The organism is Saccharopolyspora erythraea (assembly GCF_018141105.1).
In the GTDB taxonomy this organism is placed as follows: domain Bacteria; phylum Actinomycetota; class Actinomycetes; order Mycobacteriales; family Pseudonocardiaceae; genus Saccharopolyspora_D; species Saccharopolyspora_D erythraea_A.
On the sequence record NZ_CP054839.1, the window covers coordinates 2,780,334 to 2,801,937 of the forward strand.

At 72.4% G+C, this 21,604-nt stretch carries 20 protein-coding genes; 15 read left to right on the top strand and 5 right to left on the bottom strand.

The annotated features are described in order from the left end of the window. The first annotated feature begins 11 nt into the window (after nt 1-11). The 3 genes from aroB to HUO13_RS12980 all read left to right on the top strand — a co-directional run bounded on the left by aroB (nt 12) and on the right by HUO13_RS12980 (nt 3,382). Entirely contained in the window at nt 12-1,127 is a 1,116-nt protein-coding gene (gene aroB, locus HUO13_RS12970; protein WP_211901626.1) for a 3-dehydroquinate synthase, read from the top strand. Further along, entirely contained in the window at nt 1,124-1,555 is a 432-nt protein-coding gene (aroQ, locus tag HUO13_RS12975) for a type II 3-dehydroquinate dehydratase (protein WP_211901627.1), read from the top strand. The genes aroB and aroQ overlap by 4 nt, the downstream gene beginning before the upstream one ends. Nucleotides 1,556-1,900: 345 nt before the next feature. After that, nucleotides 1,901-3,382: a beta-xylosidase gene (locus tag HUO13_RS12980; RefSeq protein ID WP_211901628.1), complete on the top strand. Its 1,482-nt coding sequence runs from the start codon at nt 1,901-1,903 to the stop codon at nt 3,380-3,382. A gap of 36 nt (nt 3,383-3,418) precedes the next feature. Here the strand turns inward: HUO13_RS12980 and HUO13_RS12985 are convergent, their stop codons facing one another. Further along, a complete protein-coding gene (locus HUO13_RS12985) occupies nt 3,419-4,594 on the bottom strand; it encodes a glycoside hydrolase family 64 protein (protein WP_211901629.1) in 1,176 nt (391 codons plus the stop codon). Between the two features lie 439 nt (nt 4,595-5,033). Between HUO13_RS12985 and HUO13_RS12990 the strand changes: the two genes are divergently transcribed. Next, on the top strand, nt 5,034-5,807 hold the full coding sequence (locus tag HUO13_RS12990) for a PIG-L deacetylase family protein (protein ID WP_211901630.1): 774 nt from the start codon (nt 5,034-5,036) through the stop codon (nt 5,805-5,807). Here the strand turns inward: HUO13_RS12990 and HUO13_RS12995 are convergent. Continuing rightward, nucleotides 5,804-6,796: a GlxA family transcriptional regulator gene (locus tag HUO13_RS12995; protein ID WP_211901631.1), complete on the bottom strand. Its 993-nt coding sequence runs from the start codon at nt 6,794-6,796 to the stop codon at nt 5,804-5,806. The two genes, HUO13_RS12990 and HUO13_RS12995, sit on opposite strands and share 4 nt — an antisense overlap. A gap of 63 nt (nt 6,797-6,859) precedes the next feature. On the opposite strand from HUO13_RS12995, the gene HUO13_RS13000 reads away from it, so the two are divergent. Beyond that, nucleotides 6,860-8,164, top strand: coding sequence for an MFS transporter (locus HUO13_RS13000; RefSeq protein ID WP_211901632.1), 1,305 nt, complete (start codon nt 6,860-6,862; stop codon nt 8,162-8,164). Between the two features lie 26 nt (nt 8,165-8,190). On the opposite strand, the gene HUO13_RS13005 is transcribed toward HUO13_RS13000, so the two are convergent. Then, nucleotides 8,191-8,718 carry a methylated-DNA--[protein]-cysteine S-methyltransferase gene (locus tag HUO13_RS13005; protein ID WP_211901633.1) on the bottom strand — a complete coding sequence of 176 codons (528 nt, stop codon included), beginning with the start codon at nt 8,716-8,718 and terminating at the stop codon, nt 8,191-8,193. A gap of 137 nt (nt 8,719-8,855) precedes the next feature. Here HUO13_RS13005 and HUO13_RS13010 point away from each other — a divergent pair, with 137 nt between their 5' ends. From HUO13_RS13010 to nusB, 3 genes are all read left to right on the top strand, one after another. Next, nucleotides 8,856-9,965 (top strand): M24 family metallopeptidase, encoded by a 1,110-nt coding sequence (locus HUO13_RS13010; RefSeq protein ID WP_211901634.1) that lies wholly within the window; start codon nt 8,856-8,858, stop codon nt 9,963-9,965. 83 nt (nt 9,966-10,048) lie between these two features. Continuing rightward, nucleotides 10,049-10,615, top strand: coding sequence for an elongation factor P (gene efp, locus HUO13_RS13015; RefSeq protein ID WP_211901635.1), 567 nt, complete (start codon nt 10,049-10,051; stop codon nt 10,613-10,615). A 66-nt stretch (nt 10,616-10,681) separates the two neighbouring features. After that, on the top strand, nt 10,682-11,128 hold the full coding sequence (gene nusB / locus HUO13_RS13020) for a transcription antitermination factor NusB (RefSeq protein ID WP_211901636.1): 447 nt from the start codon (nt 10,682-10,684) through the stop codon (nt 11,126-11,128). A gap of 176 nt (nt 11,129-11,304) precedes the next feature. On the opposite strand, the gene bldD is transcribed toward nusB, so the two are convergent. Next, nucleotides 11,305-11,793, bottom strand: coding sequence for a transcriptional regulator BldD (bldD, locus tag HUO13_RS13025; protein ID WP_009943043.1), 489 nt, complete (start codon nt 11,791-11,793; stop codon nt 11,305-11,307). Between the two features lie 349 nt (nt 11,794-12,142). Between bldD and pyrR the strand changes: the two genes are divergently transcribed. The 7 genes from pyrR (at nt 12,143) to pyrF (ending at nt 20,922) form a co-directional block, all read left to right on the top strand. Beyond that, nucleotides 12,143-12,733: a bifunctional pyr operon transcriptional regulator/uracil phosphoribosyltransferase PyrR gene (gene pyrR, locus HUO13_RS13030; protein ID WP_211901637.1), complete on the top strand. Its 591-nt coding sequence runs from the start codon at nt 12,143-12,145 to the stop codon at nt 12,731-12,733. Further along, entirely contained in the window at nt 12,733-13,665 is a 933-nt protein-coding gene (locus HUO13_RS13035; RefSeq protein WP_211901638.1) for an aspartate carbamoyltransferase catalytic subunit, read from the top strand. Before pyrR ends, HUO13_RS13035 begins: the two co-directional genes overlap by 1 nt. A 136-nt stretch (nt 13,666-13,801) precedes the next feature. Further along, on the top strand, nt 13,802-15,100 hold the full coding sequence (locus HUO13_RS13040) for a dihydroorotase (protein WP_211901639.1): 1,299 nt from the start codon (nt 13,802-13,804) through the stop codon (nt 15,098-15,100). After that, nucleotides 15,100-15,636: a transporter gene (locus tag HUO13_RS13045; protein WP_211901640.1), complete on the top strand. Its 537-nt coding sequence runs from the start codon at nt 15,100-15,102 to the stop codon at nt 15,634-15,636. The genes HUO13_RS13040 and HUO13_RS13045 overlap by 1 nt, the downstream gene beginning before the upstream one ends. Then, nucleotides 15,633-16,754 carry a glutamine-hydrolyzing carbamoyl-phosphate synthase small subunit gene (carA, locus tag HUO13_RS13050; protein ID WP_211901641.1) on the top strand — a complete coding sequence of 374 codons (1,122 nt, stop codon included), beginning with the start codon at nt 15,633-15,635 and terminating at the stop codon, nt 16,752-16,754. Before HUO13_RS13045 ends, carA begins: the two co-directional genes overlap by 4 nt. Then, a complete protein-coding gene (gene carB / locus HUO13_RS13055) occupies nt 16,754-20,086 on the top strand; it encodes a carbamoyl-phosphate synthase large subunit (protein WP_211901642.1) in 3,333 nt (1,110 codons plus the stop codon). The genes carA and carB overlap by 1 nt, the downstream gene beginning before the upstream one ends. Beyond that, on the top strand, nt 20,086-20,922 hold the full coding sequence (gene pyrF, locus HUO13_RS13060; protein ID WP_211902856.1) for an orotidine-5'-phosphate decarboxylase: 837 nt from the start codon (nt 20,086-20,088) through the stop codon (nt 20,920-20,922). Before carB ends, pyrF begins: the two co-directional genes overlap by 1 nt. 147 nt (nt 20,923-21,069) lie before the next feature. Here the strand turns inward: pyrF and HUO13_RS13065 are convergent, their stop codons facing one another. Then, nucleotides 21,070-21,498, bottom strand: coding sequence for a MarR family winged helix-turn-helix transcriptional regulator (locus tag HUO13_RS13065; RefSeq protein WP_249124746.1), 429 nt, complete (start codon nt 21,496-21,498; stop codon nt 21,070-21,072). Nucleotides 21,499-21,604 lie beyond the last annotated feature (106 nt).

The following is a 21,604-nucleotide window of genomic DNA, read 5'->3' on the forward strand; positions in this document are numbered from 1 at the left end:
GAGAGCCGAGGATGACCGAGCCCGTGCGCATCAGGGTCGAGAGCCAGGCGCCCTACGACGTCGTGGTCGGCCGCGGCCTGCTGGGCGAGCTGGTCGACATGCTGCGCGACGCCTCGGTGGTCGCGCTGGTGCACCAGCCCAGCATCACCACCACCGTCGAGGCCGTCCGCGACGAACTCGCCGCGGCGGGCCTGGACGCGCACCGGGTCGAGGTGCCCGACGCCGAGGACGGCAAGAGCCTGGCGGTGGCCGGGTTCTGCTGGGAGGTCCTCGGCAAGGTCGGCCTCGACCGCGACGGCGTGGTGGTCTCCTTCGGCGGCGGCGCGGTCACCGACGTGGCCGGCTTCGTCGCGGGCACCTGGATGCGCGGCGTCCGGGTGATGCACGTGCCGACCACGCTGCTGGGCATGGTCGACGCCGCGATCGGCGGCAAGGCGGGCATCAACACCGACGCGGGCAAGAACCTGGTCGGTGTCTTCCACGAGCCGTCGGCCGTGCTGGTCGACCTGGCGACCCTGGAGGGCCTGCCGCGCAACGAGCTGATCGCCGGGATGGCCGAAGTCGTCAAGGCCGGCTTCATCGCCGACCCGGAGATCCTGCGGCTGGTCGAGGCCGACCCGCAGGCGGCGCTGGACCCGGCGGGCGAGGTGATCGCCGAGCTCGTGCGGCGCGCCATCCAGGTCAAGGCCGACGTGGTCACCTCGGACCTGCGCGAGTCGCACCTGCGCGAGGTCCTCAACTACGGCCACACCCTGGCCCACGCCATCGAGCGGCGCGAGCGCTACCGCTGGCGCCACGGCGCGGCGGTGAGCGTCGGCCTGGTCTTCGCCGCCGAGCTGGCGCGGCTGGCGGGCAGGCTCGACGACGAGACCGCCGACCGGCACAAGAAGGTGCTCGACCTGCTCGGGCTGCCGACCACCTACGACCCCGACGCCCTCGGCCAGCTGCTGGAGGGCATGCGGGTGGACAAGAAGACCCGGTCCGGCGTGCTGCGCTTCGTCGTGCTCGACGGGCTGGCCAAGCCCGGCAGGCTGGAAGGCCCGGACCCGTCGCTGATCGCGGCGGCGTACTCGGCGCTGACCGGTGCCCCGGAGCAGAAGTCCGGGGGATCGGGGGTGCTGCTGTGAAGGCGCTGGTGCTCAACGGCCCGAACCTGGGCAGGCTCGGCAAGCGGGAGCCCGCCGTCTACGGCAGCACGACCTACGCCGACCTGGTCTCGCTGTGTGAGGGCACCGCCAAGGAGCTGGGCATCGACGTCGAGGTCCGCCAGACCGACCACGAGGGCGAGATGGTGGGCTGGCTGCACGAGGCCGCCGACCAGGGCCTGCCGGTGGTGCTCAACGCGGCTGCCTGGACGCACTACTCCGTCGCGGTGCGCGACGCCGCCTCCCAGGTCGAGGCGCCGCTGATCGAGGTGCACATCTCCAACGTGCACAAGCGGGAGGAGTTCCGGGCCCGCAGCTACCTCTCCGACATCGCGACGGGTGTCGTGGTCGGCCTCGGCGTGCGGGGGTACGCGCTGGCGCTGCGCTGGCTGGCCGAAGAGAGCGCTTGACCTACCGCGGCGCCGTGTTGAGCGGCGGTGCCGCGTCCGCTGTGCGAGGTGACCGGTAGGGCTGCGGGGCGGGTGCCGTCGGTTCGAGGCGCGCCACCGGCGCTGCGAAGCCGATGCCGCTCCCTGCCGCGATCGAGGCCGCCGGTTCGAAGTGCCGCGCCGTGCTGCTCCCGACGAGAGCCGGGGCAGCCCGAGCGCGTTCCCGCGCCGGCGCGAATCCCGCGCTGTGGGCGGAAAACCCGTCCGCGGGGCCGGTAATCGGCCGATCTCCTAAACTGGGCCGGTTCAGACGTCGCCGCTCGCGGGGCGGCGGGGTCTTCTCCGGGGGAGGTCGGTGTCCGCGCCATGATCGAACGGGCTTCGCCGCGTGGGCGCGGGAACCGGCTCCGCCGCGCGCTGCTCGCGCTGTCGGCAACCGCACTGCTGGCCTCGTGCACCACTGTGGAGGGTTCGCCGGGGCCGCTGGACGAGCCGACCTCGCCGGCCCCGCCGCCGAGCGCGACGCTGACTACCTCGGCAGCCAGGGAGAGCGCGGCCGTCGTGCTGGCCGGCGGACAGCCCGCCCCGTACAACTACGGTCCGACCGTGGTGGCCGAGGACGGCCGCTACCGGGCGTGGTGGTGCAGCCAGCTCCCGGACGTCGGCCCCGCGGGCGACGACGTGCTGCACGCGGCCTCCGCCGACCTCGGCACGCCGTTCACCGCCGACGGCGGCGCCCCGGCCGTGCCGGTGTTCTCCGGACAGCCGGGCGGGTTCGACGCGATGCACACCTGCGACCCGTCGGTGGTGCGGGCGGGCGGCCGCTACCACCTGTACTACACCGGCGCGGCGGGCGACCACGCCCACGGCAACGCCATCGGGGTGGCCAGCAGCGCCGACGGCATGTCCTGGCGGCGGGAGGCGGGCGGCAGGCCCGTGGTGACCGCCTCCGGCGACGTCGTCCGCGCCAACGTCTACGGGGCGGGACAGCCCTCGGCGCTGTTCCTCGACGGCTGGTTCTACCTGATGTTCACCGACACCACCGCCGCGGGCGCGGGCTGGAACGGCGCGGGCCAGTTCGTGCTGCGCGCCAAGGACGCCACGTTCACCGACCGGGTGCAGGCGCTCACCGACAGGGGCTTCCAGCCCGCCTCGGCGACCCGCGGCAGCCGGGCGCGGTCGGTGGTCGACGCGTTCAGCGCGGACTTGATGTGGGTCGAGGCCCTGGACGCCTTCGCCATCGCCCACCAGACGGCGGCGGGCACCACGGTCACGTTCTGGGACCGCGACTTCACCCGCCACCCGTACCGGCCGCTGATCATTCCCGGTGTGTGGCAGGAAGGTCCCGGTCTGGTGCGCGATCCGGGTGGTCGCGCCCCGGTGTCCGCAAAGGACCCCTGCGGTGTCGTTCCGGTGGATGTCCTGCGCGCCACGGCGCTGAACCCCGCGCCGACCGACATCCGCCGGTTCGGGCTGGACGTGGTGGACGTCGAAGCGTGCGAGTCGCCGCGCCGAGCACGCGCCGTGCTCGACGGGTTCGGGGTTCCTTCGCCGGCCCGCACCGTGGACGTCGTGCGCGACGGCGGCAAGATCCGCGTCGAGCGCCGGTCGGTGGCCGAGAAGATGGCCAGGGGAGTGCTCGACGAGAGGGTGCCCGCGCTGGACGATCTGCCGGTCGTCGCCACGATCCGGGCGCAGGCGCCCGCGTTGCGCGCACCGGACGGCGAGGTCGGGCTGCTCGACGACCGGGGTCGGCTGTGGACGGTCCCGGTCGAGGCAGTGGAGGCCAACGGCTCGCAACTTCGGGAGGTTTCCCAGCAGGAGTGGGACGCCGCGAGCGGCCGGTGAGGCTCCCGGGCGCGCTCGGGAGCCCCACGCGGACGCTCACCACGGGGTCAGGGTGACCTTGATCGCCGTGGGCGCGCCGTCCTGGATGTAGGAGGCGAAGTTCGCCACGTCGTCGAAGGCGAACCCGTAGGCCTTGCCGTCCTCGGTGTTGGCGTGCATGACCTTCGAGTAGTGGTTGGTCACCTGGTGCCGGTAGAACGCGGCCGGGTCCGTGCCCGGCTGGTCGGTGGCGTCCAGCAGCGTCGAGCGGTTGAACGCCGCGCCGAGGATGGCCGCGACCGGTCCGGTGACCCCGTCGTTGGGCGCGGCGAGCGCGCCGTCGCAGAACAGCACGTCGCGGGTGCTCGGGCGGCCGATCGGCTGCACCCCGCCGTCGAAGGTGAACGCGTCGCCGGAGACCTGGCCGGTGAAGACCCGGCCGTCGCCGGTGTTCACCTTGAGCTGCGTCGACTGGTACTTGCCCCACACCTCGTCGATGTAGGAGTCGTAGTAGGTGTCCGGGAAGGCGCCGAGGTCCAGGGCGTGCCCGGGTGCGATCACCCGCATGTCCTCCTGGCGCAGCCCGCCGAAATCGGGGTTCTCCCCGACACCGGCGAGGATCTTCTCCCGGCCGCCCGCGACCAGGGTGCCGGTCTTCTGCTGCTGCGCACCCTGGAGCTCGATGGACAGCGGCACGCTGAACATGTCGACCATCGTGGTGTTGCAGTACATGCCGTCGGCCTTGAAGGTGAACTCGACGGTGTCGTGCAGGACGCGGTGGTTGGCGTCGCTGGACACCCAGCCTGCCGGGTACTGCAGCGCGGGTTTGCCCGCACCGTCGGTGACGACCTTGAACTTGAGCTTGTCGCCCAGCGCGAAGTAGATGCGGCCGGACATGTTCGGCAGCGTGAGCGTGGTGTCGCCGCTGCCCTGCAACGGGATCGCGTAGTCGGCATAGCCGTCGGAACCGTTGTCCGACGGCGAGACCGCGAGCAACTGGCCGTCCGGGGTCACGCGGGCCTGCTCGCCGGTGTCCAGGTTGACGCCGACGATGTAGACCGAGATCGAGGAGTTGTCGAAGTTCCCGCTGCTGTTGGCGATCGTCAGCGGCAGCGTCGGCGCGGCGCGGCGGCGTGCGGTCGTCAGGGGCGAGGCGAGGGCTGGTGAGCCCAGGACGGGCGCGGCGAGGGCGGCGGCGGACATCCCGCCGAGGAAAGCTCTCCGGCTGATCATGCTGGCTCCCTTCCCCGACGGCGGACCCGTCGGTGGGTACATTGTGAGAGCGCTCTCATCGATCGACAATGCTCCGATCCGCCCCAGACCTGTCCGCGGATCAGCCCAGCTCGTCAACAGACTTCACGGACAGCCCGTACATCCCGGTCCGCGTGGTGCCGAGCGCACCGCGCCCCGGCACTCCCCGGAATCTTGCGGCAACTCGGTGAAAACCGTGTGAGAGAGGCGATTTCCCGCCAGCGGTGTGTCGTTCACCGGTCCGGCGGTCGAGGATGGGCCCGGCGTTCCAGGGCGTGCCGGCCGTTCAAGGGCGGGCCGGTTGTTCCAGGGTGGGCCGGTTGCTCCAGGGTTGCCGGGAGCGGAGACGAGCCGGAACGGGGACGAGCCGGCAACCGGGACGAGCCGGCAACCGGGACGAGCCGCGGGAGGACCGAGATCCATGGCGACTGTGCTGGCGTTGCACGCCCATCCCGACGACGAGGTGTTCATGACCGGCGGCACGCTCGCCCGTGCCGCCGCCGAGGGGCACCGGGTGGTCGTCGTGGTCGCGACCGACGGCGTCGTGCACGCGGGCACCGAGCGGGTGCCGAGCCGCCTGGACGAGCTGCGGGCGAGTGCGCGGGCCCTCGGCGTCGCGCGCGTCGTGCACCTCGGCTACGCCGACAGCGGGCACGGCGAGGTGTTGTTCCCGGACCCGCCGGGGCGGACGCGGTTCGTGCGGGCGGGCACGGCCGAAGCCGCCGAGCGGCTGGCCGCCGTCCTGCGCGAGGAGGAGGTGCGGATGCTGCTGAGCTACGACGGCAACGGCGGCTACGGCCACCGCGACCACGTGAAGGTGCACGAGGTGGGCAAGCTCGCCGCGGAGCTGGCCGGCGTCCCGCGCGTGCTGGAGGCGACGATGCCGCGCGACGGCGTCGCCCGGCTGCTGGGACTGGCGCGCCTGCTGCGGCTGCCGGTGCGCTTCGACCCCGCCGCCCTGGACCACGCCTACAGCCCGCGCGCCGCGATCACGCACCGGATCGACGTGCGGCGCTTCGCGCGCCAGAAGCGCGCCGCCCTGGCCGCCCACCGGTCGCAGGTGCACGGCACCGGGCGCCTCTCGCCGCTCCTGCGGTTGCTGATCCGGCTCCCGCTGCCGGTGTTCGCGCTGCTGCTCGGCCGGGAGTGGTTCATCGACGCCTCGCCGGTGCGGCAGGCCGCCCCGGTCTCCTAGGCCCGGATGTCCTCGGTCCTGGTGCGGAAGGTCCGCCGGTAGGCGATCGGCGTGGTGCCCAGCTTCCGCCGCAGGTGCGCCCGCAGGGACGAGCCGCTGCCCAGGCCGGACTGCTCGGCGACCCTGTCGACGGCCAGGTCCGTGGACTCCAGCAGCCGCCGGGCGTGCTCGATGCGCTGCTGGAGCAGCCAGTCCAGCGGGCTGCACCCGGTCTCGGCGCGGAACTTCCTGGCGAAGGTGCGCACGCTCATCCCGGCCCGCTCGGCCATGGCCGCCAGCGTGAGCGGCTCGGCGAGCCGCTCGAGCATCCACTCGCGCGCCGCGGCGGTGCCGCCGCCGGTGGCCTCGGGCAGCGGGCGCTCGATGAACTGCGACTGCCCGCCCTCGCGCCACGGCGGCACGACGCTGCGGCGGGCGGCCCGGTTGGCGACCTCGCTGCCGTGGTCGCGGCGGATGACGTGCAGGCACAGGTCGATCCCGGCGGCCACGCCCGCCGAGGTCAGCACGTCGCCGTCGTCGACGAACAGCACGTCCGGGTGCAGGTCCACGGCGGGGTAGAGGCGGCGGAAGTGGTCCACGTGGGCCCAGTGCGTGGTCGCGGGACGGCCGTCGAGCAGCCCGGCCGCGGCCAGCACGTAGGCGCCGGTGCAGATCGACATGATGCGGGTGCGGTCGGGCAGCGCCGCGAAGTAGCCGGCGAGGTCGGCGGGCAGGGTCCCGTCGGTGCACGGCCCGGCGACGTAGGTGCCGGGCACGATCAGGGTGTCCGCCAGGAAGTCCCGGTCGACCTCGGGCAGCACGGAGTAGCCCGAAGAGGTGCGGATGGGGCCGCCGTCGAGGCTGCCGACGCGCACGTCGTAGAGCCGCTCGCCGTCGGCGCCCTCGGCCTTGGCCAGGATCTGTGAGGGGATCGTCAGGTCGAAGCCGACGACCTCGGACACACCCAGCACCAGCACGCGGTGGGCGGACGTGCGCGACTCAGCAGCCATGGCAAGATCCTGCCATATATTGGCCGCCCGGCCACTCGTCGGCACCGGCCCTCGTCGCCGAAGGTGTTGCACGTGATCGAAACGTCCCCTGAAGTGCGGCGCTTCCACCCCGCGTGGTGGGTCGCCGCGGTCGCGTTCGTCGCCCTGCTGGGAGCGGCCGCGTTCCGCTCGGTGCCGGGTGTGCTCATGAACCCGCTGCACCACGAGTTCGGCTGGCCGCACGGCACGATCTCGCTCGCTGTGTCGCTCAACCTCCTCCTCTACGGCCTGACCGCGCCGTTCGCCGCGGCGCTGATGGCGCGCTTCGGCATCCGGGTCGTGACGGTGTGCGCGCTGCTGCTCGTCGCGACCGGCAGCGGGCTCACCGTGTTCATGACCGCGAGCTGGCAGCTGGTGCTCTGCTGGGGGCTGCTGGTCGGGCTGGGCACCGGGTCGATGGCGCTGGCGTTCGTGTCCACGGTGGTCGACCGCTGGTTCGTCGCCCGGCGCGGCCTGGTGAGCGGGGTGCTGACCGCGGCCAGCGCCACCGGACAGCTGGTCTTCCTGCCGCTGGTGGCCCACCTGGCCGGGGCCTACGGCTGGCGCTCGGCCTCCCTGCTGGTCACCGCAGCGGCGCTGGCCATCGTGCCGCTGGTCTGGCTCCTGCTGCGCGACCGCCCCGCCGACGTGGGGGTGCTGGCCTACGGGGCGAGCGAACCGCTGCCCGAACCGCGCACCGGCAACGCCGCGGCGGCCGCGCTCACCGCGCTGCGCGACGCGGCGCACACGCCCGCCTTCTGGCTGCTGGCGGCCGCGTTCGCGATCTGCGGGGCGAGCACGAACGGTCTGGTCAACACCCACTTCGTGCCCGCGGCGCACGACCACGGCATGCCGCAGACCACGGCCGCGGGCCTGCTCGCGGTGATCGGCGTGTTCGACGTGGCGGGCACGGTGCTCTCCGGCTGGCTGACCGACCGGTTCAACCCGCGGATCCTGCTGGCCGTCTACTACACCCTGCGCGGTGCGTCGCTGTTCGTCCTGCCGCAGCTCTTCGCGCCCACGCCGGGAGCGCAGATGGTGCTGTTCGTGGTCTTCTACGGCCTGGACTGGATCGCCACCGTGCCGCCGACGATGGCGCTGTGCCGCGAGCACTTCGGCCCGCGGGCCTCGGTCGTCTTCGGGTGGGTGTTCGCCTCGCACCAGATCGGCGCGGCGGCCATCGCGAGCATCGCCGGAGTGGTCCGCGACCAGTTCGGCGACTACGCCGCCGCCTGGTACGGGGCGGGACTGCTGTGCCTGCTCGCCACGGCGTTCTCGCTGTCGGTCCGCAAGGCCCGGCCCGTCCCGCATGCCGAGCCGGGCAAGGAACCGGCGGCCACCGGGCGGTGACGCCGCGCGCCGCTCCCGGTGCGGACTCAGGCCAGCATGTCGAGCTCGAGCAGCGTCGCGTCGAGCGCGCCCTCCAGCACCAGCAGCCTGCGCTTGGCCTCGAGGCCGGGCCCGAAGCCGCCCAGCCCGCCGCCGCTGGCCACCACCCGGTGGCAGGGCACCACGATCGGCACCGGGTTGCTGCCCATGATGGTCCCGACCGCGCGGGCGGCCTCCGGGCGACCGGCGAGCCGCGCCAGCTCCCGGTAGCTCAGCGTGCGTCCGAAGGGGACCTGCTCGTGGAGGGTCCGCAGCACCTGCAGCCGCAGCCCTTCGACGTTCGACCAGTCGACGGGCAGGTCGAACTCGCGTCGCCGGCCCGCGAAGTACTCCTCGAGCTGGGCACCCGCCCGCAGGGCCGGCTCGCCGGACTCGACCAGCACGGCCTCGGCGTACCGCGGCAGCACCTGCTCCGGTCCCCCGAAGCACACCTGCACCAGTCCGGCTTCGCCCGCCACCGCGGTCACCTCGCCGACCGGGCCGCGCACCGCCGTCCAGGACAACTCCGTCCGCATGCACCGCAGGTTAGCCGTGCCCACCGACGATGCCGCCCAGCCGCGATCCGGGACGCCGCGACCAGCGGTTGGCGGCTTTGCGCCGAGAGCCCTTCGACCGCGGTCGGCGGGCGCGTCCAGCCGTTAGGCTGCGTTCCATGTCCGAAACGCACGCCCGTCGCCGCCACGACCTGCGCACCGGCCTCCGCGAACGCGAGCTGGACGCGATGCTGGTGACCGACCTGCTCAACGTCCGCTACCTCACCGGCTTCACCGGTTCCAACGCCGCCCTGGTGGTGCACGCAGCGGACGAGCCCGGTGCGGAGGCCCGCACCGTCTTCTGCACTGACGGCCGGTACCTGACCCAGGCCGCCGCCGAGGTCCCCGACCTGGAGCAGGTCATCGAGCGGGCGAGCGCGCTGGCGCTGGCCGAGCGGATCGCCGCCGACGCGGGCGCCCACAGCCGGACCGGTTTCGAGAGCCACCACGTGACCGTCGACGGCCGTGACGTGCTGGCCGAGGCCGCTGGCGCGGCCGAGCTGGTGCGCGCCCCGGGGCTGGTCGAGCGGCTGCGGCTGATCAAGGACGAGGCCGAGATCGACGCGCTGCGGATGGCCTGCGCGGCCGCGGACCGGGCGCTGGCCGACCTCATCGAGCACGGCGGCCTGCGGCCCGGGCGCACCGAGCTGGAGGTGGCCCGCGAGCTCGAGGGCCGCATGCTCGACCACGGCGCCGCCGGGCCGTCGTTCGACACCATCGTCGCCGCGGGCGCCAACTCCGCGGTGCCCCACCACCGGCCCACCGACGCGGCGCTGGCCCCCGGCGACTTCGTCAAGATCGACTTCGGCGCGCTGGTCGACGGCTACCACTCCGACATGACCCGGACGCTGGTGCTGGGCAGGCCCGCGCAGTGGCAGCAGGAGATCTACGAGCTCGTGCTCGCCGCCCAGACCGCGGGCCGGGACGCGGTGGCCGTCGACGCCGACGTCCGCGAGGTCGACACCGCCGCCCGCGCGGTGATCGAGGAGGCCGGCTACGGCGACCGGTTCCTGCACGGCCTGGGTCACGGCGTGGGCCTGGAGATCCACGAGGCACCGGCGTTGTCCCAGCGGGGAGACGGTAGAATCGCCGCCGGGATGGCGGTCACCGTCGAGCCCGGCGTCTACCTGCCGGAGCGTGGCGGCGTCCGCATCGAGGACACACTGGTCGTGCGTCCTGGCACGCCGGAGCTCCTCACCTTGACGACGAAGGAGCTCATCGCCGTCTGAGCGCGACGTGCGCCCCGCGTCGGCAGCACGCCAACGCGCCGATGAGAAACACCGCAGCCATCACCACAGGAGAGACCCCGAACGTGGCTTCCACGAACGATCTGAAGAACGGACTGGTGCTCAACCTCGACGGCCAGCTCTGGTCCGTCGTGAACTTCCAGCACGTCAAGCCCGGCAAGGGCGGCGCTTTCGTGCGCACCACCCTGAAGAACGTGCTCTCGGGCAAGGTTGTGGACAAGACCTTCAACGCGGGCGTGAAGGTCGACACCGCCAACGTCGACCGCCGCGAGATGACCTACCTCTACAACGACGGCACCGACTACGTCTTCATGGACCCCGACACCTACGACCAGGTCGGCGTGGCCGCCTCGGTCGTCGGTGACGCGGCCAACTACATGCTGGAGAACAGCCAGGTCGTGGTCGCCCGCCACGACGACAACCCGCTCTACGTCGAGCTGCCCGCCTCGGTCGAGCTGAACATCCAGCACACCGACCCGGGCGTACAGGGCGACCGCTCCACCGGCGGCACCAAGCCCGCCACCCTGGAGACCGGCGCCGAGATCCAGGTCCCGCTGTTCCTCAACACCGGCGACAAGGTGAAGGTCGACCCGCGCGACGGCCGTTACCTCGGCCGCGTCAGCACCAAGTGACGGCCCCTGTCGGCCCCGTCGGCGGCGCCCGCGCGAGGCGCGGCGCTGCCGGGAAGTGGGTGTGAGGTGGGCGCACGCAACAAGGCCCGCAAACGCGCGGTGGACGTGCTCTACGAGGCCGACCTGCGCGGGGAGGACGCGGTCACGCTGCTCTCCGGGCGGGTCGGCTCTCCGGACCTGCCGCCGGTCAACGACTACACGGTGACCCTGGTCGAGGGCGTCACCGCGAACCGGCAGCGCATCGACGAGCTGCTCGTCGAGCACGCCGAGGGCTGGACCCTGGCGCGGATGCCCGCGGTGGACCGCGCGGTGCTGCGGCTGGGGCTCTACGAGCTGCTGTGGCGCAGCGACGACGTGCCCCCGGCGGTGGCCATCGACGAGGCGGTCGAGCTGGTCAAGGCGCTGTCGACCGACGACTCGCCGCGTTTCGTCAACGGCGTGCTCGGGCGCATCGCCGGCATCGGCGACCGCCTGCGCAGCACGCTGCGCGGCGCGAACCCCGCCACCGAGTAGCCGCGAGGGGTCGCGGGCGGGCGTGCCGCCCCGCGACCCGGCCCGGCGCCGCCGGCGGGTCGGCAGGAAGCTGACCAGGGGAGAAACGCGGCATCGAGGCCGCTCCCGCGCCGACGGGAGCGAACGATGGCACAACGGCGGAGGCCCACCCGATCGGGTGGGCCTCCGCTATTTCGTCACTCCTCCCGAGCCGGGCGCGCTTCGGGCGGAAGCACGCCCCAGTCGATGAGCTGCTCGGTGAGCTCGCCGGGTGTCATGTCGTAGATGATGGCCAGGGATCGCAGGTCCTCGGTGCGGATGGAGAGCACCTTGCCGTTGTAGTCGCCGCGCTGGCTCTGGATGGTGGCCGCGTAGCGGGCCAGCGGGCCCACCTTCTCGGCCGGGAGCTGTTGCAGCCGCTCCAGGTTGATCACGACTTTGGTGGCGGGCTCGGCGCCGGAAGGCACCCGGCCCTCCGGGAGCAGCTCCGCGACCGGGACCCCGTAGAAGTCGGCCAGCTCGGCCAGCTTCTGCACGGTCACCGCGCGATCGCCACGTTCATAGGACCCGACGACCACGGCCTTCCACCGCCCGCCTGACTTCTGCTCGACGCCGTGCAGCGAGAGACCTTGCTGCTGGCGGATAGCGCGGAGCTTGCCGCCCAGCGCCTTGGCGTAGTCGCCCATGTGGCGTTTCTCCGTTTCATTCGCCCCGTCAGCCGATACCGGATGCCGAGGAGGCAAGTTCAGATCGATACGGAGAGTAATGTTCGCTCGCGAGCGTCACCAGGTCAAGTTGGTCTTCGTTCGCAGGGGGGCGAGTACCACCACACCACCCGGACGATTGACCTGCACGCATTGGTAGCGTACAACGCGGGCCCGGCGGACACCCTGCCGTGCGGCTTGTAGCAGCGGCACTGGCGTGGATCTTCCCGTCGCGGAACACCCGTCCTCCCCAGTCGGCGACCGCCGTCGGGAGAGGACCCGAAACCATCCTTTAAGGACCCGTCCAGTGAGGCGGGGAAGGAGGTCCACCGTGGCGTCACGCCACAAGGCGGGCGCGGCGGACCCGGCCGAGGAGCGCGAGCTCCTGTCGGCCGGTGACGTTGCGCGCACGATAGCCAGGATCGCGCACCAGATCATCGAGAAGACCGCTCTGGACACCGGCGGCAGCGACATCATCCTGCTCGGCATCCCGAAGCGGGGCGCCCCGCTGGCCGACCGGCTGGCCGCCAAGATCAGCGACTTCAGCGGTGTGACGGTGCCCACCGGCACCCTCGACATCACCCTCTACCGCGACGACCTGCGCAAACGACCCAACCGTCCACTCGAGCCGAGCAGCCTGCCCGCCGACGGCATCGACGACGCGCTGGTCGTGCTCGTCGACGACGTCCTCTACTCCGGCCGCACGGTGCGCGCCGCCCTCGACGCCCTGCGCGACCAGGGCCGCCCGCGCGCGGTGCAGCTGGCCGTGCTGGTCGACCGGGGCCACCGGGAGCTGCCGATCCGCGCCGACTACGTCGGCAAGAACGTGCCGACCTCCCGCAGCGAGGACGTCGCCGTGCGGCTCACCGAGGTCGACGAGGCCGACGCGGTGGTCCTGCGCCGCAGCGGGGAGGAGTCCTGATGCGCCACCTGCTGTCCACCGAGGGGCTCGACGCGGCCACCGCGACCGCCGTGCTCGACACCGCGGGCACCCTCAAGCAGACCCTGCTCGGCCGGGAGGTCCGCAAGCTGCCGACGCTGCGCGGGCGGACCGTGGTCACGATGTTCTACGAGAACTCCACCCGGACCCGGGTGTCCTTCGAGGTCGCGGGCAAGTGGATGAGCGCCGACGTGATCAACGTGTCGGCGGGCGGCTCGTCGGTCGGCAAGGGCGAGTCGCTGCGCGACACCGCGCTGACGCTGTCGGCGGCGGGCGCGGACTGCGTGATCGTCCGCCACCCGGCCTCCGGTGCCGCGCACCGGCTGGCGGGCTGGCTGGAGCCGACCGGCACCCAGGTCGTCAACGCCGGTGACGGCATGCACGAGCACCCGACGCAGGCGCTGCTGGACGCCGCGACCCTGCGCGAGCGGCTGGGCGAGCTGGCGGGCAGGCGCATCGCGATCGTCGGCGACCTGCTGCACAGCCGGGTCGCGCGCTCCAACGTGCACCTGCTGCGCACGCTCGGCGCGCAGGTCGTGCTGGTCGCGCCGCCGACGCTGGTCCCCACCGGCGTCGAGCACTGGGGTGCCGAGGTCCGCCACGAGCTCGATCCGGAACTGCCCGGGCTCGACGCGGTCATGCTGCTGCGAGTGCAGGCCGAGCGGATGCACGGCGGGTTCTTCCCGTCGGCGCGCGAGTACTCGATCGCCTACGGCCTGAACGAGGCCAGGCTCGCCAGGCTGCCCGAGCACGCCGTGGTGCTGCACCCCGGACCGATGCTGCGCGGCATGGAGATCGCCCCCGCGGTGGCCGACTCCCCGCGGGCGGCCATCACCGAGCAGGTCCGCAACGGCGTGCACGTGCGGATGGCCGTGCTCTACCACCTGTTGGCCGGAGAGGAGATCGGCGCATGAGCAGGCTGTGTCAACTTGAGTTCTGCTCAACCGCACCTCAGGGGACCGTGACGCAACCCAGTCACAGGAAACCGCGAAACGTGAGATTGATGCTGGATGCAACCACCACTGTGAATCGCGGAGAGGCGGGACGGGCATGAGCCGGGTGCTGCTGAAGGATGTTCGTCCCTACGGCGAGGGTGAGCCGGTCGACCTGCTGGTCGACGGCGGGGTGATCGCCGAGATCGGCGCGGACCTGCGGGTCGACGCCGACGAGATCGTGCACGCGGGCGGCGCGGTCGCGCTGCCCGGCTTCGTGGACCTGCACACCCACCTGCGCGAGCCGGGACGCGAGGACACCGAGACGATCGAGACCGGTTCGGTGGCCGCGGCGCTGGGCGGCTACACCGCGGTCTACGCCATGGCCAACACCGACCCGGTCGCCGACAACGCGGTGGTCGTGGAGCACGTGTGGCGGCGGGGCCGCGAGGTCGGCCTGGTCGACGTGCACCCGGTGGGCGCGGTCACCGTCGGCCTGGCCGGCGAGAAGCTGGCCGAGCTCGGCACGATGGCGCGCTCGTCGGCAGGGGTGCGGCTGTTCTCCGACGACGGCCACTGCGTGCACGACCCGCTGATCATGCGGCGGGCGCTGGAGTACACCAGGGCGCTGGGCGGTGTCGTCGCCCAGCACGCCGAGGAGCCGAGGCTGACCTCCGGCGCGCAGGCCCACGAGGGCGCCAACGCCGCGAGGCTCGGCCTGGCGGGCTGGCCCGCCCCGGCCGAGGAGGCCATCGTGGCCCGCGACTGCCTGCTGTCCGGGCACACCGGCGGCACGCTGCACGTCTGCCACGTCTCCACCGCGGGCACCGCCGAGATCCTGCGCTGGTGGAAGTCGCAGGAGCGCCCGGGCCGGGTGTCGGCCGAGGTCACGCCGCACCACCTGCTGCTGACCGACGACCTGCTCACCGGCTACGACCCGCTCTACAAGGTCAACCCGCCGCTGCGCACCGACGACGACGTGCGCGCGCTGCGGCAGGCGCTGGCCGACGGCACCGTGGACTGCGTGGCCACCGACCACGCCCCGCACGCCGACCAGGACAAGACCTGCGAGTGGTCGGCGGCCCGGCCGGGCATGCTGGGACTGCAGACCGCGCTCGGCGTCGTGGTCGCCACGATGGTCGAGACCGGGCTGCTCGACTGGCGCGGCGTGGCCCGGGTGATGAGTGAGCGGCCTGCCGAGATCGCGGGGCTGGCCGACCAGGGACGTCCGGTCGCCGCGGGCGAGCCGGCCAACCTGGTGCTGGTCGACGGCGGTGCGCGCTGGACCGTGCGCGGTGCCGAGCTGGCCAGCATCGCCGAGAACTCGCCGTACGAGGGCATGGAGCTGCCCGGGCGGGTCGTCGCCACGATGCTGCGCGGGACGATCACGGCGGTCGAGGGCAAGGTGAGGCGCTGATGGAGCTGGAGCGCTTGCTGTGGGTGCTGGGGATGCTGGCGCTGGCGGCGCTGGTGTTCTTCGGGATGCGCCGGGGCTGGGTGAACCGGGCGCGGCGGCAGGCCGCGGAGTTGCCCGGCTTCCCGGAGGCGCCGGAAGACGCCGGGGCGGAACTGATCGCGGCCGCGACCGGCATGTACGTCGGCACCACGACGGCCGGTGACTGGCAGGACCGCATCGCCGTCGGCGATGTCGGGCACCGCGCGAACGGCACCGCACACCTGCACCGGTCGGGGCTGCGGATCGACCGCGACGGCGCGAGTCCGCTGTGGATCCCCGCCGGGTCGGTCCAGGACGCCCGCGTGGATCACAAGCTGGCGAACAAGGTCGTGCCCGGAGCGGGGCTGCTGGTGGTGACCTGGCGGCTGGGGGAGCAGTCGCTGGACACCGGGTTCCGCTGCGACGACAAGGAAGTGCACAACGAGTGGGTCGAGGCAGTGCGGGCACTGGCCACCCCGGAGGAGACCGCGAGTCCGCGGCAGGAGGAGCAACTATGACCGCGCACACGCCTGCGGCGCTGGTACTGGAGGACGGTCGGATCTTCCGGGGAGACGCCTACGGCGCCGAGGGGAGCACCCTGGGCGAGGTGGTGTTCTCCACCGGCATGACCGGCTACCAGGAGACGCTGACCGACCCGTCGTACCACCGCCAGATCGTGGTGCAGACCGCGCCGCAGATCGGCAACACCGGCTGGAACGACGAGGACGACGAGTCGGCCCGCATCTGGGTCGCCGGGTACGCGGTGCGCGACCCTGCCCGGGTGCCGTCGAACTGGCGCTCGCTGCGCCCGCTGGACGAGGAGCTGCGGCGGCAGGGCATCGTCGGCATCTCCGGTCTGGACACCCGCACCGTGACCCGGCACGTCCGCGAGCACGGCGCGATGCGCGGCGGGATCTTCTCCGGCCACGACCTGCGCTCCGACGAGGAGATGGTCGAGAAGGTCGTCGCCAGCGCCGGGATGGTCGGCGCCGACCTGGCCGGTGACGTCACCACCGCCGAGCCCTACGTGGTCCCGGCGGTCGGGGAGAAGCGGTTCACCGTCGCCGCGCTGGACCTGGGCATCAAGTCCAACACCCCGAGGATGATGGCCCAGCGCGGCATCGAGGTCCACGTGCTGCCGCTGACCTCCACGCTGGAGGAGGTGCTCTCGGTCGGGGCCGACGGGCTGTTCCTGTCCAACGGCCCCGGCGACCCGGCCACCACCGACCAGCAGGTCGAGCTGACCAGGCAGGCCCTGGACCGCAAGCTGCCGCTGTTCGGCATCTGCTTCGGCAACCAGATCCTCGGCCGCGCGCTGGGCCGGGGCACCTACAAGCTGCGCTACGGCCACCGCGGGATCAACATCCCGGTCATCGACGCCGAGACCGGCAGGGTGGCGATCACCGCGCAGAACCACGGTTTCGCCGTCGAGGGCGAGCCCGGCGAGCGCTTCGACACCGACTTCGGCCGCGCGATGGTCAGCCACCACTGCGCCAACGACGGTGCGGTGGAAGGGCTCCGGCTGCTCGACGGCCCCGCGTTCAGCGTGCAGTACCACCCCGAGGCGGCGGCGGGTCCGCACGACGCCGCCCCCCTGTTCGACCAGTTCGTAGACATGATGAGTGAGGCGCGCTGATGCCGAAGAGGACTGACATCAAACACGTTCTGGTCATCGGGTCGGGTCCGATCGTGATCGGCCAGGCGTGCGAGTTCGACTACTCCGGTACGCAGGCGTGCCGGGTGCTGCGCGAGGAGGGCATCCGGGTCAGCCTGGTCAACTCCAACCCGGCGACGATCATGACCGACCCGGAGTTCGCCGACGCGACCTACGTCGAGCCGATCACGCCGGAGTTCGTGGAGAAGGTCATCGACGCCGAGCGGCCGGACGCGCTGCTGGCCACGCTGGGTGGGCAGACGGCGCTGAACACCGCGATGGCGCTGCACGAGCGCGGCGTGCTGGAGAAGTACGGGGTCGAGCTGATCGGCGCCGACATCGACGCGATCGAGCGCGGCGAGGACCGGCAGCGGTTCAAGGACATCGTGCGCAGCATCGGCGGCGAGGTGCCGGAGAGCGCGGTGTGCAAGTCGATGGAGGAGGTCCGGTCCTTCGTCGCCGAGCACAGCCTGCCGGTGGTCATCCGGCCGAGCTTCACCATGGGTGGCCTGGGGTCCGGGATGGCCCACACCCACGAGGAGCTCGAGCGGATGGCCTCGTTCGGGCTGACCGAGTCGCCGGTGCACGAGGTGCTGATCGAGGAGAGCGTGCTCGGGTGGAAGGAGTACGAGCTCGAGCTGATGCGCGACCACGCCGACAACGTCGTGGTGATCTGCTCGATCGAGAACATCGACCCGATGGGCGTGCACACCGGTGACTCGGTGACCGTGGCCCCGGCGATGACGCTGACCGACCGCGAGTACCAGCACATGCGCAACGTCGGCATCGACGTGCTGCGCGAGGTCGGTGTGGACACCGGCGGCTGCAACATCCAGTTCGCGATCCACCCGGACACCGGTCGCATGGTCGTGATCGAGATGAACCCGCGGGTGTCGCGGTCGTCGGCGCTGGCGTCGAAGGCGACGGGCTTCCCGATCGCCAAGATCGCCGCGAAGCTGGCGATCGGCTACACGCTCGACGAGATCCGCAACGACATCACCGGCGAGACCCCGGCGAGCTTCGAGCCGACGCTGGACTACGTGGTGGTGAAGGTGCCGCGGTTCGCGTTCGAGAAGTTCCCGGGTGCCGACCCCGCGCTGACCACGACGATGAAGAGCGTCGGCGAGGCGATGGCGCTGGGCCGCAGCTTCTCGGAGGCACTGGGCAAGGCCCTGCGCTCGATGGAGACCAAGGCGGTTGGCTTCTGGACCAAGTCCGATCCCGACGGCGTCACACTCACGTCCACTCTGGACGATCTGCGCACGGCGCACGACGGCCGTCTGTACACGGTGGAGCGTGCGCTGCGGCTGGGCGCCACTGTGCAGCAGGTGCACGATGCCTCGGGGATCGACCCGTGGTTCGTCGACCAGATCGCGGCGTGGGTGGAGCTGCGCGCCGAGCTGGTGGAGGCACCGGTTCTGGACGCGGGGCTGCTGCGCCGCGCCAAGCGGGCCGGGCTGTCGGACCGCCAGATCGCCGCGCTGCGCACGGAGCTGGCCGGTGAGGACGGCGTGCGCTCGCTGCGGCACCGGCTGGGTGTGCGGCCGGTGTACAAGACGGTCGACACCTGCGCGGCGGAGTTCGCGGCGCGCACGCCGTACCACTACTCGGCCTACGAGTCGGACCCGGCGGCGGAGTCGGAGGTCACCGAGCAGCGCGACAAGCCGAAGGTGATCATCCTCGGTTCCGGGCCGAACCGGATCGGGCAGGGCATCGAGTTCGACTACTCGTGCGTGCACGCGGCGCAGGCGCTGCGCGACGCCGGGTTCGAGACGGTGATGGTCAACTGCAACCCGGAGACCGTCTCCACCGACTACGACACCTCCGACCGGCTGTACTTCGAGCCGCTGACGTTCGAGGACGTGCTGGAGGTCGTGCACTCCGAGCAGCGCTCGGGCACCGTGGCCGGGGTGATCGTGCAGCTCGGCGGGCAGACCCCGCTGGGCCTGGCGCAGCGGCTGGCCGACGCCGGGGTGCCGGTCGTGGGCACGCCGCCGGAGGCGATCCACCTGGCCGAGGAGCGCGGCGCGTTCGGCGACGTGCTGGCCGGGGCCGGGCTGCCCGCGCCGAAGTACGGCACGGCGACCTCGTTCGAGGGCGCCAAGCGCATCGCCGACGAGATCGGCTACCCGGTGCTGGTGCGCCCGTCCTACGTGCTCGGCGGCCGCGGTATGGAGATCGTCTACGACGAGCCGTCGCTGGAGAACTACATCGCCCGCGCCACCGAGGTCACCCCGGAGCACCCGGTGCTGGTGGACAACTTCCTCGACGACGCCATCGAGATCGACGTCGACGCGCTCTGCGACGGCACCGACGTCTACCTCGGCGGCGTGATGGAGCACATCGAGGAGGCCGGCATCCACTCCGGCGACTCGGCGTGCGCGCTGCCGCCGATCACGCTGGGGCGCCAGGACATCGAGAAGGTGCGCCGGTCCACCGAGGCCATCGCCAAGGGCATCGGCGTGCGCGGCCTGCTCAACGTGCAGTACGCGCTCAAGGACGACGTGCTCTACGTGCTGGAGGCCAACCCGCGCGCCTCGCGGACGGTGCCGTTCGTGTCCAAGGCGACCGCGGCGCCGCTGGCCAAGGCCGCGTCGCGGATCATGCTCGGCGCCAAGATCGCCGACCTGCGCGGCGAGGGCATGCTGCCCGCGGTCGGCGACGGCGCGGACCTGCCGATCGACGCGCCGGTGGCGGTCAAGGAGGCCGTGCTGCCGTTCCACCGGTTCCGCACGCCGGAGGGCCACGGCGTGGACTCGCTGCTCGGGCCGGAGATGAAGTCCACCGGTGAGGTCATGGGCATCGACACCTCCTTCGGGCAGGCGTTCGCCAAGTCCCAGGCCGGCGCCTACGGTTCGCTGCCGACCTCGGGCCGGGTCTTCGTCTCGGTGGCCAACAAGGACAAGCGCTCCATGGTGTTCCCGGTCAAGCGGCTGGCCGACCTCGGCTTCGAGATCCTGGCCACCAGCGGCACTTCGGAAGTGCTGCGGCGCAACGGGATTCCGTGCACCGTGGTCCGCAAGCACAACGAGGACGCCCACGGCGAGTCCGCTGGGGACGGTCGCGACGTCATCGACCTCATCAAGGCAGGCGAGGTCGACATGGTGATCAACACCCCCTACGGCAACCCGGGTCCGCGCGTCGACGGCTACGAGATCCGCACCGCCGCGGTGTCGCGCGACATCCCCTGCATCACCACGGTGCAGGGTGCCGCGGCCGCCGTGCAGGGCATCGAGGCCGCCATCCGCGGCAACATCGGTGTCCGTCCGCTGCAGGCGTTGCAGGCGGCCCTGCGGCAGGGCGGTGAGGGATGATGACCCAGGGCTTCGGGCAGCGCCTGGCCGACGCGACGGCCGCGCGCGGACCGCTGTGCGTGGGCATCGACCCGCACCCGGCGCTGCTCAGCGCCTGGGATCTGCCGGAGGACGCGAGCGGCCTCGAGCGCTTCGCGCTGACGGCGGTGGAGGCGCTGGCCGGCGAGGTCGCGGTGCTCAAGCCGCAGTCGGCGTTCTTCGAGGTCTACGGCTCGGCCGGGGTGGCGGTGCTGGAGCGCACCATCGCCGAGGCCCGGCAGGCCGGGGCGCTGGTGCTGCTCGACGTCAAGCGCGGCGACATCGGCTCGACGATGACCGCCTACGCCATGGCCTACCTCGACGAGCACTCGCCGCTGGCGGCCGACGCGATCACCGCGTCGCCCTACCTGGGCTACGGCTCGCTGGCCCCGGCCATCGGCATCGCCGAGCAGACCGGGCGCGGGGTGTTCGTGCTGGCCCGGACGTCGAACCCGGAGGGTGCCGGACTCCAGCGCTCGGTGCACGGCAGCGGTGACTCGATCGCCCAGTACATCGTGGACTCGGCGGCGGAGACCAACGCCGGCGTCGACCCGATGGGCTACGTCGGCGTCGTCGCGGGGGCCACGATCAAGCCGGGTGAGCTGGACTTCTCCAAGCTCAACGGCCCGATCCTGGCTCCGGGGCTCGGGGCGCAGGGGGCGACCGTGGCCGACCTGCGCGCGGTGTTCGGGCCTGCCCTGCCGCAGGTCCTGCCCGCCACGGCCCGCGACGTGCTGCACCACGGCCCCGACGTCGGCGGCCTGCGCTCGGCGGCGCGCCGCGTCCGCGACGAGCTGGCGCAACTGCTGCTCGCCTGACGGCACGGCATCGACCGGGGCTCCTCGTCCGCGAGGGGCCCCGGTCGGCGTTTTCGGGTCCGCTCGGCCGTCTTCAATTCACCCTGGGTGGCGGTTTGCCGGGGTGGGCCAAGCGGCTGTGCCGCTTCAAAGACCAAAGGCAGGCACTCAGGCCTGCGGCGGCTCGCCGTTGCCGGGTGCGAGCTTGCCCAGCAGCCGGCGCAGCTGTTCGCGCTCCCGTGCGGTCAGCCTGTCCAGCATTCCGGTGTCGATGGCGTCGGCGACCGGCTCGCTGGTGCGCAGCTCCGCGCGTCCCTCGTCGGTCAGCTCCAGGAGCCTGCGCCTGCGGTCGGTGTCGTCGACGGTGCGCCGCACCAGCCCCCGCTGCTCGAGGCGCAGCAGCAGCGACGCCAGCGTCGCCTTGTCGATCGCCGCGAGCTGGCCGAGCGCGGCCTGCTCGATGCCCGGCTTGCGGCTGACCGCGCTGAGCACGGCGTACTGGGGCTTGGTGAGGTGGGGCAGCCGTGCCTGCCAGTGCGCGCCGTGCTCCTGCAGCGCCCGCCGCATGAGGTGGAAGACGGGCTGGTCCAGTTCCACTTGAGGTCTCCGGCGGCTAGGGAGTGGTTCGGGAAGGCGGCTCGCGGAGCGGGTCAGAGTGCGACCTCGGACGACTTCTCGCTCCGGGGAACTCTCGGCTCAGGCG

Bases quoted from the DNA above. Each gene is read 5' to 3' on its own strand.
- aroB (WP_211901626.1), top strand. From the start codon at position 12: ATGACCGAGCCCGTGCGCATCAGGGTCGAGAGCCAGGCGCCCTACGAC.
- HUO13_RS12980 (WP_211901628.1), top strand. From the start codon at position 1,901: ATGATCGAACGGGCTTCGCCGCGTGGGCGCGGGAACCGGCTCCGCCGC.
- HUO13_RS12985 (WP_211901629.1), bottom strand. From the start codon at position 4,594: ATGATCAGCCGGAGAGCTTTCCTCGGCGGGATGTCCGCCGCCGCCCTC.
- HUO13_RS12990 (WP_211901630.1), top strand. From the start codon at position 5,034: ATGGCGACTGTGCTGGCGTTGCACGCCCATCCCGACGACGAGGTGTTC.
- HUO13_RS12995 (WP_211901631.1), bottom strand. From the start codon at position 6,796: ATGGCTGCTGAGTCGCGCACGTCCGCCCACCGCGTGCTGGTGCTGGGT.
- HUO13_RS13005 (WP_211901633.1), bottom strand. From the start codon at position 8,718: ATGCGGACGGAGTTGTCCTGGACGGCGGTGCGCGGCCCGGTCGGCGAG.
- HUO13_RS13010 (WP_211901634.1), top strand. From the start codon at position 8,856: ATGTCCGAAACGCACGCCCGTCGCCGCCACGACCTGCGCACCGGCCTC.
- bldD (WP_009943043.1), bottom strand. From the start codon at position 11,793: ATGGGCGACTACGCCAAGGCGCTGGGCGGCAAGCTCCGCGCTATCCGC.
- HUO13_RS13035 (WP_211901638.1), top strand. From the start codon at position 12,733: ATGCGCCACCTGCTGTCCACCGAGGGGCTCGACGCGGCCACCGCGACC.
- HUO13_RS13040 (WP_211901639.1), top strand. From the start codon at position 13,802: ATGAGCCGGGTGCTGCTGAAGGATGTTCGTCCCTACGGCGAGGGTGAG.
- HUO13_RS13045 (WP_211901640.1), top strand. From the start codon at position 15,100: ATGGAGCTGGAGCGCTTGCTGTGGGTGCTGGGGATGCTGGCGCTGGCG.
- carA (WP_211901641.1), top strand. From the start codon at position 15,633: ATGACCGCGCACACGCCTGCGGCGCTGGTACTGGAGGACGGTCGGATC.
- carB (WP_211901642.1), top strand. From the start codon at position 16,754: ATGCCGAAGAGGACTGACATCAAACACGTTCTGGTCATCGGGTCGGGT.
- pyrF (WP_211902856.1), top strand. From the start codon at position 20,086: ATGACCCAGGGCTTCGGGCAGCGCCTGGCCGACGCGACGGCCGCGCGC.